This window comes from Paenibacillus bovis (genome assembly GCF_001421015.2).
In the GTDB taxonomy this organism is placed as follows: domain Bacteria; phylum Bacillota; class Bacilli; order Paenibacillales; family Paenibacillaceae; genus Saccharibacillus; species Saccharibacillus bovis.
On sequence record NZ_CP013023.1, the window covers coordinates 63,114 to 82,558 of the forward strand.

At 49.7% G+C, this 19,445-nt stretch carries 17 protein-coding genes; 3 read left to right on the top strand and 14 right to left on the bottom strand.

The window, feature by feature from the left end; genetic code table 11:
• Positions 1-58 precede the first annotated feature (58 nt).
• The 13 genes from AR543_RS00305 to AR543_RS00365 form a co-directional block, all read right to left on the bottom strand.
• A complete protein-coding gene (locus AR543_RS00305) occupies positions 59-2,953 on the bottom strand; it encodes a glycoside hydrolase family 3 C-terminal domain-containing protein (protein WP_060530779.1) in 2,895 nt (964 codons plus the stop codon).
• A 340-nt stretch (positions 2,954-3,293) separates the two neighbouring features.
• Positions 3,294-4,403, bottom strand: a complete 1,110-nt coding sequence (locus tag AR543_RS00310) for a toxic anion resistance protein (protein WP_060530780.1) — start codon at positions 4,401-4,403, stop codon at positions 3,294-3,296.
• Positions 4,404-4,474: 71 nt separating this feature from the next.
• Positions 4,475-5,206, bottom strand: a complete 732-nt coding sequence (locus AR543_RS00315; protein WP_227871801.1) for a hypothetical protein — start codon at positions 5,204-5,206, stop codon at positions 4,475-4,477.
• 32 nt (positions 5,207-5,238) lie between these two features.
• Entirely contained in the window at positions 5,239-6,279 is a 1,041-nt protein-coding gene (locus AR543_RS00320) for an ATP-grasp domain-containing protein (protein WP_060530782.1), read from the bottom strand.
• On the bottom strand, positions 6,260-7,102 hold the full coding sequence (locus AR543_RS00325) for an HAD family hydrolase (protein ID WP_060530784.1): 843 nt from the start codon (positions 7,100-7,102) through the stop codon (positions 6,260-6,262). Before AR543_RS00325 ends, AR543_RS00320 begins: the two co-directional genes overlap by 20 nt.
• Complete coding sequence (locus AR543_RS00330; protein WP_060530786.1) at positions 7,102-8,250, bottom strand: cysteine protease StiP family protein; 1,149 nt, start codon at positions 8,248-8,250, stop codon at positions 7,102-7,104. The genes AR543_RS00325 and AR543_RS00330 overlap by 1 nt, the downstream gene beginning before the upstream one ends.
• Positions 8,247-9,665 (bottom strand): phosphoribosyltransferase family protein, encoded by a 1,419-nt coding sequence (locus AR543_RS00335; protein WP_082472065.1) that lies wholly within the window; start codon positions 9,663-9,665, stop codon positions 8,247-8,249. The genes AR543_RS00330 and AR543_RS00335 overlap by 4 nt, the downstream gene beginning before the upstream one ends.
• Entirely contained in the window at positions 9,607-10,815 is a 1,209-nt protein-coding gene (locus tag AR543_RS00340) for an HpcH/HpaI aldolase/citrate lyase family protein (protein WP_060530788.1), read from the bottom strand. Before AR543_RS00340 ends, AR543_RS00335 begins: the two co-directional genes overlap by 59 nt.
• A gap of 158 nt (positions 10,816-10,973) precedes the next feature.
• Entirely contained in the window at positions 10,974-12,257 is a 1,284-nt protein-coding gene (locus AR543_RS00345; RefSeq protein WP_060530789.1) for a TerD family protein, read from the bottom strand.
• Between the two features lie 114 nt (positions 12,258-12,371).
• The gene (locus AR543_RS00350; RefSeq protein ID WP_060530790.1) at positions 12,372-12,950 is read right to left on the bottom strand and encodes a TerD family protein; all 579 of its coding nucleotides are present in this window, start codon (positions 12,948-12,950) and stop codon (positions 12,372-12,374) included.
• A gap of 52 nt (positions 12,951-13,002) precedes the next feature.
• On the bottom strand, positions 13,003-13,581 hold the full coding sequence (locus AR543_RS00355) for a TerD family protein (protein WP_060530793.1): 579 nt from the start codon (positions 13,579-13,581) through the stop codon (positions 13,003-13,005).
• Positions 13,582-13,668: 87 nt separating this feature from the next.
• Positions 13,669-14,268, bottom strand: a complete 600-nt coding sequence (locus AR543_RS00360) for a TerD family protein (RefSeq protein ID WP_060530794.1) — start codon at positions 14,266-14,268, stop codon at positions 13,669-13,671.
• Positions 14,269-14,521: 253 nt separating this feature from the next.
• Positions 14,522-15,406, bottom strand: coding sequence for a LysR family transcriptional regulator (locus tag AR543_RS00365; RefSeq protein ID WP_060530796.1), 885 nt, complete (start codon positions 15,404-15,406; stop codon positions 14,522-14,524).
• Between the two features lie 246 nt (positions 15,407-15,652).
• Here AR543_RS00365 and AR543_RS00370 point away from each other — a divergent pair, with 246 nt between their 5' ends.
• The 3 genes from AR543_RS00370 to AR543_RS00380 all read left to right on the top strand — a co-directional run bounded on the left by AR543_RS00370 (position 15,653) and on the right by AR543_RS00380 (position 18,084).
• Positions 15,653-16,216 (top strand): non-oxidative hydroxyarylic acid decarboxylases subunit B, encoded by a 564-nt coding sequence (locus tag AR543_RS00370; protein ID WP_060530798.1) that lies wholly within the window; start codon positions 15,653-15,655, stop codon positions 16,214-16,216.
• A gap of 101 nt (positions 16,217-16,317) precedes the next feature.
• Positions 16,318-17,754, top strand: coding sequence for a non-oxidative hydroxyarylic acid decarboxylases subunit C (locus AR543_RS00375; protein WP_060530800.1), 1,437 nt, complete (start codon positions 16,318-16,320; stop codon positions 17,752-17,754).
• A 102-nt stretch (positions 17,755-17,856) separates the two neighbouring features.
• Positions 17,857-18,084, top strand: a complete 228-nt coding sequence (locus AR543_RS00380; RefSeq protein ID WP_060530802.1) for a non-oxidative hydroxyarylic acid decarboxylases subunit D — start codon at positions 17,857-17,859, stop codon at positions 18,082-18,084.
• Between the two features lie 162 nt (positions 18,085-18,246).
• Here the strand turns inward: AR543_RS00380 and AR543_RS00385 are convergent, their stop codons facing one another.
• On the bottom strand, positions 18,247-18,471 hold the full coding sequence (locus tag AR543_RS00385; RefSeq protein ID WP_060530804.1) for a hypothetical protein: 225 nt from the start codon (positions 18,469-18,471) through the stop codon (positions 18,247-18,249).
• Positions 18,472-19,445: the final 974 nt, after the last annotated feature.

The window sequence follows — 19,445 nt, forward strand, 5'->3', positions numbered from 1 at the left end:
ATCTGCACTTCCATTTAATCAACACATTAATCGAATGCTCACTATTCAAATCCTACACTTACTCTCCAAACCAAAATTCACGAATACGGGTGCCCTGGCTGAGCAGCAGATATACATCATGACGTCCAGTCACTGCCTGTATATCTATGCCAACATTCTGCCAGTTGGCTATACCGCCAGAGCCATCCAGTGTCAGCGTAGCGGCCAGCAGTCCATCCGGTGCATCCAGACGAATCTGCAGTTCGCCCGATTCGCCGGCAAACGCAGTACGCGCCTGGAAAGTCCTTACACCGGTCTGACCAAATTCCGCATCGCCGAACAATATCCACGCTCCATCTCCCAGCGCTTCTACAGCTGCGCCACCTTCACTCGATTCGACCAGATGCACCTGGCGATAGTCGTCATAGTTCTCGGCCAGTATCGGCTTGGTCAGATCCTGTGGCGGAATGACTTCTCCATTGACCTGAACTTCGGACTGCAGCTGGATATCTGCAGACGAACGGCCGACCATGAGCGTATAACTGCCTGTCTCTACACAATACCGGCTGCGGGTCACATCCCAGCAGGCCAGCTCGTTCACTGGCAGCTCAAAAGTAACTACACTCGACTGACCGGCTGCTAGATGAATACGCCGGAATGCCTGCAATGTACGCAGCGGCCGCTGGATACGCGATTGATCCAGCTTCGTATACAGCTGCACTACTTCATCGCTGTCGATTGTCCCGGTATTGCGGACAGTAACCGACAGACGGATGGTATCCTCTGCATCTACTTTTTCAGCGTCCAGTTCCAGATAGCTGTATTCCATCGGCGAATAGGTGAGTCCATGTCCAAAAGGATACAGCGCCTGGCCTTTGAAATACTGATAGGTGCGCTCAGAGCGAATAATATCGTAATCCCTCAGATCACCGAGCTGATCCTCCGAGCGGTACCAGGTCATATTCAAACGCCCTGCCGGAGCGTAGTCTCCATACAATACATCCGCTACCGCACTACCCAGCTCCGGCCCCGCATGGGACAGATACAGTATCGCCGGAATATGCTGCTCTACCCATTCCATAGCAAAAGGATAACTGCCGATAACAACGACTACTGTACGCGGATTGGCTGCATAGACTTCCTGAATCAGCTTCAGCTGGGAAGCTGGCAGTTCCAGACTGGGACGGTCATTTTCTTCCTTACCGTTGATCAATGGATTGTTGCCGACAAACACAATCGCCGTCTTCGCTGCTCGGGCAGCTGCTACTGCCTGCTCTATTCCATTTTCCAGAATATTCTTCTCAAACAGCGCCTGATCATCCAGTACGTCCGCTGTCTGTTCATCGGCGATAGCCAGATGGCCTTCTGCAACGGCCGTGCACACGGTACGTCCGTTCCACGTGCTGATCGCTATCCGTCCATCGTTTTGCTGATTCAGACCAAATACTTCTTTGACATACCAGCCATAGGCTTCATCGGCTGAGGCGGTAATCCGCTGGCCTTCATCGTCGGCCGTCCAGTATTTCCCGCTTTCTGCTGAACGAATCGTGTAACTGCCAAATCCCCAGTCAGATACAGTGAACAAACTGCTAGCATCTGCTGCTACCGGATTGTCGGCAGTATCTGATGAAGAAGAGAAACCACTCTTGTCTGCCTGCACAATCGCTTTTTCTTCAGCGGCAGTTTGCCGGACAGACAGTACTCCACCATGACCTACCGATTGGAAGCTCACCCGGTCATTGCCGTCATGATAATGCACCGTCCCTTTTAACTTGGCCTCGATACCCTGCAGACCGGTCACGGCATACGGGAGTGTTCCCGAGTACCAATCACGGTAGACGATATTACCAAGTTCACCGATTACGGCTACATCATCGGTATCCTGACTGGACAGTGGCAGCATACTGTTATCATTTTTGAGCAGGACAATCGATTTGCGTACGGCTTCTGCTGCAATCGCCCGTGCTTCCTCGGTCATCATCGATTCTTCTCCAATCGAGGCATACGGATTCAGCTCGGCCGGATCGAACTCTCCCAGCCGGAAGCGAACACGGAACGTATGGAACAAAGCGCGGTCGATATCTTCCCAGCTCAGCAGTTCCTGCTCCAGCGCTTCACGCAGCGCAGCTTTGGACAGGTCTGCATCATCGGTAATACTGTCGATGCCTGCCTTGATCGATTCGGCTACTCCAGGGGTGTGGGAATCATAGTATCCATGATCATTCATAATGCCCATCACATCGCCGGCATCACTGACGATAAATCCATCCATTCCCCACTCGCCTTTGACTACTTCCTGCACGAGCGGGTGCAGCAGTGCAGGTGTACCATTGATCGAGTTGTAGGCGGTCATCATCGATTGGGCTTTGCCCTCGGTAAAAGGCAGTTCGAACGCTTTGAGATAATATTCCCGCATATTGCGCGGATCGATACTTGATGAGCCGCTGCCACGATCGACTTCATTATTGTTGCCGAGAAAATGCTTCAGCGTCGCTACCGCTTTGAGATATGTAGGATGGTCGCCCTGAATGCCCTGTACAAGACGGGTCGCCAGTTCACCCGTCAGACGCGGATCTTCTCCATAGGCCTCTTCATTGCGTCCCCAGCGCGGATCACGTTCCATATCGACGGTCGGTGCCCATAGGGTCAATCCGTTAACTGCCGGATTACGCATATACATAACCCGTGCTTCATCCGAGATAACGTTACCGATTCGGTGCATCAGCTCACTGTCCCAGGTGCAGGCCAGTCCGACAGGCTGCGGGAAAAAGGTGGCTTCGCCCAGCCAGGCAATACCGTGTGCGGCCTCGGTCCCGTGCTTGTATGCGCCTATGCCCAGCCGCTCTACAGCTGGCTGATACTGCAGCATGGATTCAATTTTTTCCTCCTCGGACAGACGGGATACCAGATCATGAACCCGCTCATCCAGCTCCAGTGTATGATCCTGGAAAGGATACTTGGTCGTTTGTTCCATATTGTTATATCTCCTTTAAGATTAATGAGAATAAGGTCTGCTGCTGCAATCCATCACTTTTTTAACTGTATAATCCGTACTGCTACATTTTTATGGTAATGCAATCTTTTACCAAAAGAAAGCCCTTTCAATGCGAATTGTCAGTTCATAATTAGCGTAATAATTAGTGATGATTTCTGGCAGTTATTCTCTATCTCCGGGAGATACAAAGTTCTATCACCATAGCGCCTGTATTGCTCGTCTGTTTCTTGCACAGGGATAACCACATAACAAAACAACCCTTTGATATGCGCAAAGGGTTGTTTGATCTGGAAACTATTTATTTCTTTTTGAACGGGTCTTATCTCAGCAAATCAGCCAGCGGATCACGCGCTAATTCTGAAGTATTGGTACTGGATGCAGCAGAAGCTTCCGCTTTTTCCAGTCCCAGACGACGGGTCATCTGTTCGTTGATAGTGGACAGCTTGGCTGTGTAGTCCTGACAGCTGCTGATGATCTCGCGGTTGGAGCGCTCGGATGTATCCAGCGCAGACATGAGATCGGAGATCGCCTGATTGACCGATTCCAGCGACATGGTCGGCTTTTTGAGTAGCTCGGCAGACCGTTCGCTATTCGTTTTCAGCATCTCGGCATTGCGCTTGAACTGATCTTCGATCGTCTGGTTGACGCTCTCCACTGCATTGGCTACACGATCCTGGTCTTCGATCGCCAGTGCGATCATGGCGGAGATTTTGATCAGATTGGCTGCCTTGTAGACCGAATCATTGACCGAATCAATCAGTTTGTCATTCGTATCATTGACGATATCGGTAGCGGCAATCGCCTGGTTGAACAGCATAATATTCTCGGTCATCGACTGGATGCGGGTAACGACTTTGCGCAGACCGCGTTCCAGATAGACTTTGCGATGTTCATTTTCCGGCTTTTGAATCTCTGCTTCAAACAGGGTCTTCAATTCGCCGCCCATAGCAATTTTGTACTGGAGATTGTAAATCTCCTGCAGGGAATTGCGCTTGAGTGTACGCATGCTGATCATATTCTCTTCCAGCGTATCCTTGCCATCGCGTAGTCCCTGTACAATCGCGTCTACATTTTTGCTGACAGACTGGTATTTGTAGACATAGTTTTTGATCGGAGACTTGCGCAGCAGCTTGCCAAACAGACTAACATTTTTGCTCTGCTGCAGGGCTTCACATTCGTCACGCAAGGACAGAATCAGATTCGATACCTGCTTGGATTTGCCGGACATCAGATCATTGACCGGACGATCCAGCATCTGCAGGGTCTGTGTCGCACGCTCCTGGGTTTGCATACCCAGCTTGCCCACTTCATCCATTAGCACATCCAGACTCATACTGTCTGCCTGAGCGACTTTCTGGATAATGGTGCTTGCCTCGCGAGTGAGCTTTTGTTCATCTTCTTTTTTGAGACTTAACGGTGGAGTTGCCATCGCTTTCTCCCCTTTCATCTGGTCAGCAGTTCATCGTATACAGCAGAACAGCCTGGATTTTCTTTCACGGATCAAGAGTAACGCTGATGGATAATTTCTGCGCGGGATTGCAGTTCGATCAGGTCTTTATGTTCAATCGTTTTAACGATCTGAGTAATACGTTTATCAACATCTTTGATTCCGTCGAGTAGGATACGGCGGTTTTTGGTTTTGGCTTCACCGCTTAGACGCAGGAACGGATTGATCACGCTGTTCAGATCTTTCAGCACCAATCGTTTGACGGTATGGTTAATATCATCATTGTGCATCTCGGCCAGCATTGGAATAACGCGCTGCAGACGCAGGAACAACGAGCAGGATTTCTCCACGATTTCGTTATCAAGATTATGCTTCTGCCCTTCCGAAATGATCATTTCTTCCAGCACATTTAAATACTCCAGCACGGGCTGGAATACCGGCGGAATCTCCGTCAGTTCCTGAGCCGGTACGCCGGCGGCGGAAGCTGCTGTTGCAGGCTGAGGAGTTGGCGGGGCAGCATTTCGGACAGGACGTTCCGGTACCGTGTTTCTTCCGGGTTCAGGCAGCGGATTGCTGCGTTCCGGCCGAATCTGAGGCTCTGGCTGTGTAAATTCCATAGTCGGACGTGCTTTGTGATCTGACCGTGCAATCCCGTAGATAGAGCCTGCCAGCGGGAACAACAGCGTAATATATTCAGGCACATCCCATATACCCAGCACACATCCGACGAGATAACCTGCACCGCCAGCCAGTAACGTTCTGCCGATCATTTTGCCTTTACTCATCCATATTCACCTGCCTTTCCAGCTGAATCTATTTATTGTGCAGGCTGTCCCTCCATAAGAACAGGCTGCTCGACATAACTGGTTAACAATCCATATTCCGGTGTTTGCGGATCGACTTTGTAGCCGAGAGCCATTTTGACAGCGAGATAAGGGAAATTCACACCACTCAGGCACGTCATATGCAGGCCGCCCGACATACGCGGATTGATTTCCAGCGCTTTGGGAACATTTCCCTGATAAATCAATTGTAGATTATAATTATACGGAATCTTGTAAAACTGTGCCACTTTTCGGGCGATTTCCAGCAATTCAGGCACTTCTTCCAGAAGACGGGAACGTCCTCCGGCTTTGCGTCTTGGTACGGCTGCCAGCAGTTCTCCTTCCGGCGATGCCAGACAGTCGATACTGTATTCATACCCTTCCAGCAGTTCCATGACCATCAGTTCCGGAAAAGAATCTGTCTGTGACAGTGCATGATACGCCTGTTCATAGGACATCTTGGCGCTCACGGTATCGAACAGCGCTGTCAGCGGATCGTAGTTCGGATCGATAATCCGAAAGCCCACTCCGCCTTCCATCCGTGTCGGCTTGAAACATACGCTTAGTCCCATATCTCGTAGCTCTTCATAAGCCTTTTTGAACTCATTCGCCGTATGCACCAGACGATACTCCGGCACGATCATTAGATTGTTTTCTTCGGCAGACAGGAAGAAGTTTCCTTTATCCTCCACCTGATCCAGCAGTGCCCGATCCGTGCAGCAGACCAGCTTCACACCCATTTCCGCAAAAGCATCCGCTGCCGCGACCACATAGCGCATCCCCCAGCGCGGTACGAATACCTCGATCTGATGACGGCGGCAAAAGTCCAGACAATACGCCGCATAGGCTTCGCCTGACAATACAGGCTCTACCTCGGTGTAATCACAGGCCCGCAAAGATACATGCTCCGGATCACGATGTGTCCCGTAGATTTCAAATGCCATGCCGTCCTCATTATGACGTACTGCATTAATGTAATGGTATCCCACCGCAAAGCTGCGGTTGAACCAGATTCTAACTTTCCGTCCGCTCATAGCTCATGATTCCTTCCCTGTTCATGATATCCATTACAAATTGCACAATATCTTCGGCTGCCCGAATGCCCGAGTGTGCCGTGAATCCATAGTTGCCCTGCAGCTCGCCACTGCGGAAGCCCCGGTACAACTCTCCATGTGCAGGAGCAATCGCATAATCCGCTGCATCCAGCAGTCCGCGGTCGAGCAGGGAATCGCCGGAAGCAATCACTTGCTTGACTCCCGCCAGGTACTTCACATGCTCGATCGCCCGATTTTTACTAACCGGAAAAGGCACCAGATACACCTTTCTGCCCTGAATGGACAATCCCCAGCCCAGCTGCTCCAGCTCTGGCTGAATCGCCATCACCTGTTCATCCGGCATTCTGTCCCGGTCAACCAGTACCGAGAAAAATGTATCTTCCCAGTAGCTTTCCCGGATAATCCATTCCGGATCGGAGACCCGGTGAAAAGCCGCTATCGCTTCGCTCGGCGGGGCTGCCTGATCACGAACATCCTGCATAACCTGTTCATGCCATTCCCTGTTCACCTGACCATCGATCAGAATATGTGCTCCATTGCTTGTAATCGCATATTTGGGAACAATCTGTTCACGAAAAATATGAATACGATGATACAGATCCAGTACCCGCGTCGTTACCGGTACAAAAGGAATCGACTCGGCAATCTGCTTCAACTGTTCCAAAGCCCGAATAGAAATATGGGAAATTACGCGTCCGTCTACCTGTTCAGCCGGTATCATGATCCGGTCGTCCACATCCATGCCGCGGGAACGCTCCGAATAAATCAGGGTCTGGTCCAGATCACTTGCATAGATCAGCATCAGCCATGCTCCTCTCTGGGCTTGATAATACCGCAGCAGGAATAGGTCAGCTGCGGACATACTTCAATCTGGGCCTGGCGCTCACGGGCCAGCAGCAGAATATGACGCAGATTTGGATTGTCTTCCCGATCGATCAGTATTTTCCATGGTACCCGGCGCAGCAGTACCCGCGTCGTCTCGCCTACACCTGGCTTAATCAGATTAATGTCATGAATCTGGTATTCCTGTTGAATCCAGCGGATATCTTCGATGCCCTGCCAGTTTGCCGGCTCGGGATGCTCCAGCAGTTCCTGTGCACGCAGCTCAGCCTGCTGCGCCACTGCCGGGAAATAGCGGCTGACCTGATCTACAAACGTATTCGACAGATCCTGATCCAGCCAATGTCTGTAGAACTTTGATCCATGGAAATCATCTTCACCGATCAGATCGTCCCGCAGCACCGTACGGCTCATCAGACCGGATACCGTCGAATTCAGACAGGCACTCGGAATCAAAAAGTCTTCCCGTGTTCCGTACGTATCCGATGAACCTGCCGGATCAGCTAGCACCGCCAGATCATCCTGCAGAGCAGTGCCATACTGCTCGTTGAACTCACGGCAGGACTGGATCAGTACATTGCGAATAGCCCCTTTGCCTGTCCAGCCATCGATAAACTGAATCTGCTGATCCACACCATGCTTTTGTAAAATATATTTAAGAGCATTGGTGTCGATCCCTTTGCCCCGGATAATCGAAATACTGTAATGCGGCAAATCCAGGTTATATTTGTGCAGTATATAACGCTTGATGAGTACGCCAACCGGTGTACCTGCCCGGGCCAGAGAGACCAGCACTGTCTGACGACCGCGCTTGCTCAGAATAAGCTCGCTGACCACACCTGCAGCCAGCGCTACCTTTTCGGCGGAATCAGCCAGCGTACGCTGGAACAGATCTACATACTCGGCAGTCGGCTGGTATTCCTGCGGCAGCATTTCGGAATAGTGAGTACCGGTCTGAATTGCCTCTTCCCTCTCTTCTGTTCCGCGCTCCAGATTCACATCGCTCAGATCTTTGAGCAGAAAGACAGCATCGGCAGGAGCGTAGCTGCCCAGCGGCTTCGGATCAGCCAGCCTGGGCTCCTGCCAGGTCTGGTGCATCTCGGTTGTCATATGGACGTTCCTCCCTGTTCCGGACCACAGATCACGATATGAATTTGTGCGAATAACCCGCCCTGCAGGCTGTGAATCAATGAATCCAGATCTCCCGCAGGCACCTGACGCTCCAGAAATACGAATACCTCATCATAAGCGCCCGGTACGAGATTGTATACATAATTGGTCACACTGCTGTCTTCCGGCGAATCAAAAGAATGTCCCGTACGAATCGGATAATCCGGCACCTTAGACCGGTATACCGGGCTCCGCGTAGTGGAATGGTAAAAGACACCCTCGCCCAGCTCTGCACTGATCCTCATAGGAATATACATAAATTCTTCCGTACCAAGACAGAGCGTACGTGTTCCCTGTCGCTGTCCACGCAGTAATGCAGCCGCCTGGTGGATACTGTGTGCGGTTCGAAGATTATCCTGTTCATCTACACCGAATCGGCCGGTTCCCGCAATAAATGGAGCGTTATGCACGGTTCCCGATCCATCGACCGAATGGCGATCTTCCAGCAGTTCGAACAGATGTCCCATTTCGATCCGGTTCACCGGCGTCTCGGCTGTCAGACTGGAAGGAATGGCTGCAGGATGAGAAAGATCCGGCTTGCCTTCCACCTTGATCTGCCCTTTGACCAGCGATATCGGAGTAATGGTAATTCCCAGTTCCTGCTCCAGTTCGGCATATCGGCGAATATTGTCCTCACTCCGCCAATCGAGCAAGGAAGCGACATAATAGACATGCCGCGGATGCTGTTCATGAATCGCGCGAATAATATTCAGCGCCGTCTTGCCTGTCGTAATCTCGTCATCCACGAGTACGATCGGATGCTCTCCGGCAATCATCCGCGCTTCTCTCGCATAGCAGCGGTGAGAGACCGCATGGGAGTGCTCCTCTTCGAACTGGATAAATGGTTCCTGGCCGACAATCTGGTGCCGGGTCGTATGTACATAGGTAGCTCCCCGGTTAAATGCCTCATACATGCTATGTCCGAGTGCGGTGGCGGTCTCGGCGAATCCGATAAAAGCCAGCGGCACAGGAGCAGTCAACTTTAGCTTCATCAGCTGTTGATAGGCTTGATCTACGTGCTCGCCCGAGGACAATGCTGTGATGATCTCCGGCAGCAGCTGTTCTACGGCAGGATCGGCTTCTGCGTTCATTTCACGATACAGCAGCAGAGATAATGCTGCGCCGCTCAGGAGCGACTGATACGGATTGACTGCCAGATGCTTGCCCAGTACCTTGCTGACAAACAAAAAGGATCGCTTGGGATTCACACGGGCAGCCATTTCAAACAGCTGCTCCATGGGAAGTCCGAACGGATTATGGTCCACCTGTACATGTACCGTCAATCCATCCAGAATGTTATACGTATACGTGCCGTTCTTGCTCTGAGAGTAGAGAGATGAAATGTTGTTGTTCATGCAGCACCCCGTATATTTGTGATCGGGCCATAATGCGACGGGCCCAGTTAAGATGTGGTTTGATCTCGTTCATTTTGTTGGCATATCCGCTTTTAAAGACGCCGAGTTCGCCCGTATTGTTGGCGATAATCCCCTGCGCATCTTCATATTCTTCCTGCCGGACTGTATACAGCGACTGGACCAGCCCAATATGGGAAGGATGGATAATCGTTTTGCCGATCATGCCATTTTCCTTATCCATGATGACTTCGCGAATCAATCCGTCCACATGATGGTTGATATATTCATTACGCAGCTTGCGCCCATCGGCGCCCAATGCTTCTTCGAATGGAGACTGGCGAATCTGCGGCTTCAACACACGTTCTCCACTGGAAAAGTATTCCCAGACCGGACCCGAGATTACATAAGGCGATTCCATCCGTCCAAACAGATTGATAATATCCGAGATACAATCCCGGATCGTGGTAATATCATAGATCGTCATATCCGAGCTGCGTCGCAGTCCGAACAGACTGGAAAAGTCCGTTGCTCCGATACGCACATTCAGCACGTAATCCTGATAAGCATCCAGCACCCGCTTGATCGATAGCAGCTCATCCAGACGGCTCTCCCGGTAAATAACAGCAGCGGTCTCCAGAATCGGCAGACCGTATAGTACAGGAGCTCCTTCATGCCGGCTATGATTATATTCCGCAATGACTTGCAGATACTGTTCACCGATGACAGCGTTGAACTTGGGCAGCATAATACCGGTGATTTGCTGCATTCCCTCTCCCATATACCGGATAATTCGCTGCAATTGCTCCACACTTCTCACCCGGATAAATAGCAGCGGAATACGGGACCGAACAGAAGAGTCCTTATCCATAACTTCCTGCAAATAGTGCACTTGCTCCACCAGTGAATGTTCAGCCGCTTCCACTTGTTGATCCCCGATCGCATCCTCCAGATCGAATACCCAGGAAGTCAGACCACGATGACGCTGCGTCAGGATATCCCGGGCAATCGTCGGCCGGGTAGCCGGGCAATACAGCGCCGGTCCAATCGCATAGGCCAGCAGCTCCCGCTCGGAAGCATTATCATAGTGAACCGGGACGGAGTAGAATAATTCCTCTTCTTCCGCCTGTGATAAATAATTAAAGTAACGCATAACACCCCTCCTGAATAGGCCACGCTCCGGCTGCCGATGTTGTCGTCTGGCTAACCTTACAGATAAAATAAGCCCCTCCTGTATCGATCAGCAGGAGGGACGACAATGGTGCTTTACTAACGCACACAATAACAGAGGTGAATCACATGCTTTTCGGTTTACTTTCTTCCGGCTGTCCAGCGCATTCCCCAGCGGAATGCTTCATCCATCTGACGATGGCCGGCAAAGTACTGCACGATTCGCTCAATGCTAAATGTCTCATTGCCTACATTTTGAATCATCGCAATCGCACACATCGGCTTGCCGTTATCATGCTCGTCCAGACGCACGATAATATCCGGGCCATCCTTTTGATAAATGGTGACGACTCCGTCCGCTTCTGTCCAGCGCGAAATGCCTTCGTAGATAAAGGAAAAGACCAGAATACGCTGAATATGCGAAATCTTGTTGCCATTGATTCGCATATTCTCGCCGCCTGCGCGCGCACCTGTACGGTCATCCGCATCAAGCGCTACATACGGCTCGTAGTCCATATGTCCAAAGCTATTGCCTAGCGCCTGCACTACGCCTTTGGTACCATCCTTGAGCTCGTACAGACAGCCCAGATCCAGATCGGTTCCGCCGCTTCCCCGATTGAAGAAGCCTTTCTTTTGTACGCGGTTCCAGTTCAGATTGATCAGCAGCTCGCCCAGCGTACCGGTGGCCTTTTTCTGGAGGTTGATTACATCGCCTTTTTTCTTGAGTTCAATCTTGCGCAGATTCAGCGGCGCCGACTGTGGAGCAGGCACCGGTGGCGCTGGTGATGAAGCAGGCGTTGGTGGTGGAACTTGCACAGGAGCCTGCTGTACAAGCGGCGGTATCGGCGGAGACGATGAAGGCGCAGCCGAAGATGTATCTTCCACGTCTACGCCGTAACTTCCGCACAGCTCTTTGAGCCCGCCAAAGTAACCAGCTCCTACAGCAGAAAATTTCCATTCGGACTGATATCTATATAACTCTCCAATAACGATAGCCGTTTCATTGGAGAAATGATTGTCAAGATCATAGCGGAAAATCTCCGCTCCGGTACGCTCGTCTGTAGCGCGCAGGTACATCCCGCTCGCCTGACTGAACGTATAATTACCGGTATCACTGTTATAAATCGTTAGGGTGATCGCGATTTTATGAACGCTCTGCGGCAGCGCGTTCATCGTAACCTGGAACTGACGCTGATCCTGACCTGCAGGGTTCTCCTGGTATGTAATAAATGCATTACGGGGATTGCCATAAAAGATCAGATCCTCGTCACTGCTTACCCGACCATCCTGCTGCAGCAGAAATGCGGAAGTATCCAGTTCCAGCGCTGCTGGCGCCTGCCAGCCCAGCAAAATATTCAACTGACTTAATCCCGGATGTGGTTTGGTAACATCTGTTTTTTGCCCTTTGACTATGGATACACTCATCCTTGGACCTCTTCTCTGGAATCTGTCATGGAACTACCATAATATCGGCAGATGGTAAAATGGAATACAGGGCTGGTATGCACCCTGTATTCCATTGCATCATTCTATTCAGTCTTAAACGTCCAATCCATAATTGCGGCAAAGTGCAGCCAGGCCGCCCGTAAATCCGCTACCTATCGCCTGGAATTTCCAGTCGCTGCCATGCCGGTAAAATTCACAAAATACAACAGCTGTCTCGGTCGAGAAATCTTCACCCAGATCAAAGCGCAGCAGCTCCCTGCTGTCCGCTTCGTTGGCAACACGAACGAACGCGGAGCTGACCTGACCAAAATTCTGGCCGCGGCTGTCTCCTTCATGAATCGTCACCGTAATGCCTACCCGTGAAATATTCGGCGGCACCAGGCTGAAATCGACCACAATCTGTTCGTCATCTCCATCGCCCTCACCGGTACGATTGTCACCCGTATGCGCAACCGCTCCGCCATAGGCAATCAGATGATTGTAGAATACGAAGTCTTCTTCGGATTTGGCTTTGCCATCCTCATGTAGCAGGAAAGCACAGGCATCCAGATCAAAATCGGTGCCGCCGCTGTATTTGTTAATATCCCAGCCCAGACCGACGACGACTTTGGTCAGTCCGGGATTGGTTTTGGTTAGATCAATACGCTGTCCCTTGGCCAGGTTGATCGTCATGATAAGTTCGCCCCCTGCTCAAAAAGTTACAGTGATATGGGAATGCTGCCGATTAGGCTTGCAGACCGTAATCGCGTACCAGACCTGACAGACCATCTTTGTAGCCATTACCGATTGCGCTGAATTTCCATTCGCCCGCATGACGGTACAGTTCGCCGACAACAACGCCTGTCTCGATGGAGAAATCTTCTCCCAGATCAAAGCGGATCAGCTCTTCGCCACTCAGTTCGCTCAGAATACGCACATAGGCATTGGATACCTGACCGAAGTTCTGGTTTCTGGTATCTGCTTCGTAAATAGTAATCGTAAACGCAATTTTTTCCACTTCAGCAGGTACGGATGGCAAATCTACTTTTACCTGCTCGTCATCGCCGTCACCTGCGCCTGTACGGTTGTCACCGCTATGCACAACAGAACCATTGGCGTTCTGTGGGTTATTGAAATAAATAAAGTCTTTGTCGCTTGCTACTTTACCGGCAGCATTGGCACAGAAAATGGATACGTCGAGGTCAAAATCTCCGCCGCCATCGTATTTGTTAGTGTCCCAGCCCAGACCGACGATTACTTTAGTCAGCCCCGGATTTGTTTTTGTCAGATCTACTTTTTGACCTTTGCTTAAGTTAATTGCCATTGTGAATTCCCTCTTTCGTTATAAGTATAGGTTAGAGTTATCTATTCGACTTCCGGAGATGACAATGAATGCCTACCGGATGCCGGCTTATACATATTGATTCGCGAGGATATCAACATGGGCTGCCTGTTTGCCTTGACCAATTGCATTGAATTTCCATTCGGAACCGTTACGGTAGATTTCACCGGTAATCAGTGCGGTCATGCCCGAATAATTATCTGTCAGATTGAAACGTACCAGCTCTTCACCACTTTGTGCATTGGCTACCCGGATATAGGCGGACGCAATCATGCCAAAATCCTGCTTGCGCTGCTCTGCCTGATAGATGTTAACCACAACCAATACTTTATGAACATCTGCCGGTATTCTGGACAGATCAATAGCGATTTGTTCATCATCGCCATCTCCTTCACCTGTCCGGTTATCACCGCTGTGTTCTACCGATCCGCACTCGCTGCGCAGATTGTAGAAGCAGACCAGATTTCCTTTTTTGGCAAGCTTGTCATGTTCATTCAGCATCAGAGCAGAAGCGTCACAGTCGATATCCGCTTTGGCTTTTTTCATGCCGAACAATCCGCGGGATTTGGTTTCTATCGGGTCCCAGCCCAGACCAACTGTCAGTTTGGTAAGACCACTTCTGCCTTTTGTCAGATCGATCTTCTGTCCTTTGACCAGATTAATACTCATAAATGGATTAGAGCCTCCTCTTCGTGTTTCTATGTAATACTATGCTTGCGTGCGTAACGTTTCATCCATTTTTAATTTTCTGCTTTTTTGCGGCAATTCCTGCATCCCAATGACCCTGATCCATACACAATTAGCAAAAGTTCGCGGTATCGATTAGGTCATTAGTATTATAACGCCATGGAGATTGCCAAGTCCATTTTCACATACGTTAGTAAAAAGAAGATCATCGGCTTTTGACTATACAGCATCTGGGTTAGCTGGGAATTATACGCTGGATCAGCTGCCTTGCCGCCTTGCTCATATAGCGATTTTTGAGCCATACCAATGCCGGACGGGTACGAATGATCGCTTGCTGCAAGGGAATCACACATAGACGATCTGCATATACCTGCTGGATTTCCGATTCGGGTATCAGGGTCAGTCCCATTCCGGCAGCAGCAAATGAGAAAAGGGCCGATATATCCGGACAATCCAGCACAACTCGTGGCTGCAATCGACGCTGTTCAAATTCCCCGATAATGTTCTCGTAGGCGCCTTCTCCCGACATCCGGCGAGCGAGCAGCAGTGGATATTCGGCGATCTGCTCCAGCGTCAGCGATTCCGCCTGGCACAGCTCGGTCCATTCTCTCGGAACTACAGCAACAAACGGATCATCACTGAGTGGCATGATCTCGTATGCCTGTTCATCCTCTACCGGCAACAGCAATAGAGCAAAATCAATTTTGTGCTGCTGCAGCAGTTCTTCCAGATGCGAAGTATCCCCGTATAGAATTTTGTGATAGACCTCCGGATAATCCCGATGAAATTCACTGATATGCCGGGATACACGCGAGATACAGATCGAGGATGTACCGATTGTAATCGAACCGGTCAGTCCCCGATCTACATCGCTGATCTCCTGCTGTATATTCTCCATCTCCCGCAGTAAATAACGGGCACGCTCGTATAGACGCTGTCCGGCCTGCGTCACTTCCCAGCGTTTGCCTTCCCGGTAAATCAATACGACGCCCAATTCTTCTTCCAGCAGCCGCAGCTGCTGACTGAGCGGCGGCTGCGCCATATGAAGAGTGCGTGCAGCTCTGGTGATTTGTCCTTCTTCTATAATCGTGCAGTAATAATGCAGCTGACGAATATCCATCCCTCTGCCTACTTTCCTTAAAATGTTTATTTAACCACTAAATTGTTAATTATAACTAGGATCTGTTATTGCTTACCCCCGATAAGCTTCAGTATCGCCTACTTATATGAACAGAATATTCTTTCTGACAGGAGGAGGTCATTCATATGTAAAAGGTATGCGTTTTATACTTTATATATATTTTACATATGTATAGCTTCATTCTACACTATTAATATGACAACAATGACACAAGGAGATGCAAAAATGAAGATTATTGTAGGCATTACCGGTGCGACCGGTGCTATCTTCGGCATACGCATCCTGCAGATGCTCAAGGAAGCCGGTGTGGAGACACATCTGGTGATGTCCTCCTGGGCTGCTGCTACTATTCAGCTGGAAACTCCCTATTCGGTCAAAGAGGTCGAGCAGATGGCTGATCATCATTATTCCTATAAAGATCAAGCAGCACTGATTTCCAGCGGTTCTTTTCGGACAGACGGGATGATCGTAGCACCCTGCAGCATGAAGTCGCTCGCTTCGATCCGGATGGGACTGGCAGACAATTTGCTGACCCGATCGGCTGACGTTGTACTCAAAGAACGTAAAAAGCTGCTTCTACTAACCAGGGAGACGCCGCTGAACAATATCCATTTGGAAAATATGCTGGAACTGTCGCGTATGGGCACGATCATTATGCCACCGATGCCGGCCTTTTATAATCTGCCAGCCAGTATTGATGAGCTGGTTGACCATATCGCTTACCGCGCGCTGGATCAGTTCGGAATTCATCGTGACGATGCCAAGCGCTGGAACGGGATCACCAAGTAAAAAAGGCTACTACGGATCATACAGGGATGGTATTCCATATCCCTGTTCTACTTAAGGAATTCATCTTCATCCATAATATCTATACAAAGGAGCAATGCATGATGGCTTACCAGGACTTTCGTGATTTTCTGAATACACTGCAAAAAGAAGGACAGCTGCTGAACGTCGACGAGCAGGTCAATCTGGAACCGGATATTTCCGCTGCCACACGGGCGCTGAACAATCTGGGAGATAAATCCCCTGCTCTGCTGTTCAACAATATCAACGGGTACGAGAAAAATAAAACACAGATCGCGATGAACGTGATCGGCTCCTGGCCGAACCATGCGCTTATGATGGGCATGCCCAAAAATACGCCACTCAAAGAGCAATTTTTCGAATTTGCCCGGCGGTATGATCAGTTCCCTGTGCCGGTACAGCGTGAAGAAACGGCTCCCTTCCATGAAGTGGAATTAACCGAGAATATCAATCTGTTCGATATCCTCCCTCTGTTCCGTCTTAATCAGGGAGACGGCGGTTTCTATATCGACAAAGCATGCGTGATCTCACGGGATCAGGAAGATCCTGAGCATTTTGGCAAGCAAAATGTAGGTATCTATCGCCTGCAGGTTAAAGGCAAAGACCGTCTCGGTATTCAGCCGGTGCCGCAGCATGATATCGCGATCCATCTGCGTCAGGCCGAAGAACGCGGTCAGAATCTGCCGGTTGTTATAGCGCTGGGCTGTGAGCCTGTGATTACTACCGCGGCTGCTACTCCGCTCAAATACGATCAATCCGAATACGAAATGGCCGGTGCTATCCAGGGCGAGCCTTACCGGATCGTCAAAGCCAAAGATGCGGATCTGGATATTCCATGGGGCGCCGAGGTGGTGCTGGAAGGCGAAATCCTGTGCGGAGAACGTGAATTTGAAGGGCCTTTCGGTGAATTCACCGGCCACTATTCCGGCGGCCGCAGTATGCCGGTGATTCAGATCAACCGTGTATATCATCGCCAAAATCCGATTTTTGAACATTTGTATATCGGTATGCCATGGACCGAGACGGACTATATGATCGGCGTCAATACCAGTGTGCCACTCTACCAGCAGCTCAAGGAAGCTTTCCCTAATGAAGTAGTAGCGGTCAATGCCATGTATACGCATGGTCTGGTCGCGATTATTTCGACCAAGCGCCGTTATGGCGGCTTTGCCAAAGCGGTCGGCATGCGCGCTCTGACAACGCCGCACGGTCTCGGATACTGCAAAGTGGTTATCGTCGTCGATGAGGATGTCGATCCATTTAACCTGCCACAGGTAATGTGGGCGATCTCGACCAAGCTGCATCCGAAGCATGATGCCGTGATTATTCCGGATCTGTCCGTGCTGCCGCTGGACCCTGGCTCCAATCCGGCCGGTATTACCCACAAAATGATTCTCGATGCCACTACACCGCTCGCACCGGAGCAGCGTGGTCACTATTCCCAGCCGCTTGATTCCCCTCCGGGTGTCGACCAATGGGAAAAGAAAATTATCGACCTGCTGAATCGCCAACAGTCCTGATTCATCCTAGTTGCCGCGGAGTATAATCCTGCTTACCGCAGCACATGATCGTGCTCTCATTTATACGCATTCAACCACTTTACGAACAAGGAGTGTATTTCTATGACTATCTGCCCTCGCTGCGGTTCGCAGCATACAGAACAGGTCGCTGCCTCTCCGGTAGCCGGCGTATGGACGGTGCATATGTGCGCCACCTGCATCTTCACCTGGCGTTCGACCGAGCCGGAACATATTACGAATCCGGATAAATATCTGCCTGCCTTCAAAGTTAACCAGGCAGACATTCCCCATGCAGCCCATGTACCGCCTATTCCGCCGCGTCTGGTTTAACAAGTATCCAGTATCTGCTCGCTGCTTGGCAGCTGTACATCTGAGATATAACAAAAAGCACCTGTCCCTAAGAGACAGGTGCTTTTTTCGTTGTATTCCTGTATGGTAATCAGCTCGTGTGACTGATGACATGTAATGATTCGGTAGCTGGTAATCTACTTGTTAACCTACGTGCTTTTTATGTTTGGCTGAGTTTTCGAAAAAGTACAGGGACACCATATCTCCGATCGACAACAAAATAAATGCAACAATCGCTGTACCGATCGAATCTTCCATACTGGCCTGCAATCCGTAAAACCAGAACAAAAGGATAACTACCGCCGGAATGACATTGCCCATCAGACGCTTTTTCAAAAATGCAGCAAAGGCTATAAACAGCCTATTCATGGTGAACCCTCCATAAGATGTAATGTGCTCCAGAATTTCATTTACCCCGGACAACGAATGTATAAACAGTAAAAAATGGTTTTTACAGGAAATTGTAAAATAAATATTAAAGTTGCTGTTACGTGGACGTTTTATTCGTTATCCATCTCGTGATTATCGCAGTATACAAGGCTTAGAATAGCCTCTCACCGCTATTGATGTATTTGCAGCAGAATCTCATTATTATGTATTTCCAACCCCAAAACCAGTGTATATTTTACCAAATCACAGCCGTATTTCTGTCGAAATTTAGCTATCTGCGCAGAAAGAGCGCTGCACAGCCCAAACAGACCCTCTCCAGCGCTCTAGGTACTGGTGACAGCCTGCTATTGCGATAACATCATTATTCTGTATGAAGGCACAGCAGTGCCCGGGAACGGACGTCGTGACAAATAAAATCCGGCTTGGTTACCATCAACGAAAACGAGCATGCACAGTTAAACTGGGGCGCGTAACCGGGCAGAGCCTTATTCCGTGGAATTACTCTTGTAGACGATTATGCCAGATGTTTTCAAAAAAACGCATTTTCAAATTTTATCAACAGTCATTATTTTTTGCAGCCCGCTGTTGCTGTTGCTGTTGCTGTTGCTGTTGCTGTTGCTGTTGCTGTTGCTGTTGCTGTTGCTGTTGCTGAATAAATGATGCCGGATGAATTCTATTTTATCCAATCCCTGGCGCTTTATGAAATGCGCATTGTATATACCATGTAAAAAAATAATACTTAATCCTACTTTTTAAAACGTTTCCGGCTGCTTATCCGTCTATATAGAGGGAAGAAGAACTCCATTTCCGCAAGCCTGGAGAAGAACCGGATTATTCAATATAAAAGAAAAGGCCTGATCGCTGGGATCAGGCTTCACTCGGTACTGCTCTATTATTCAGGGAATGTTATTGGTGTTCTATGATATAAACTGCTGTACTACTTATGTGGTTAG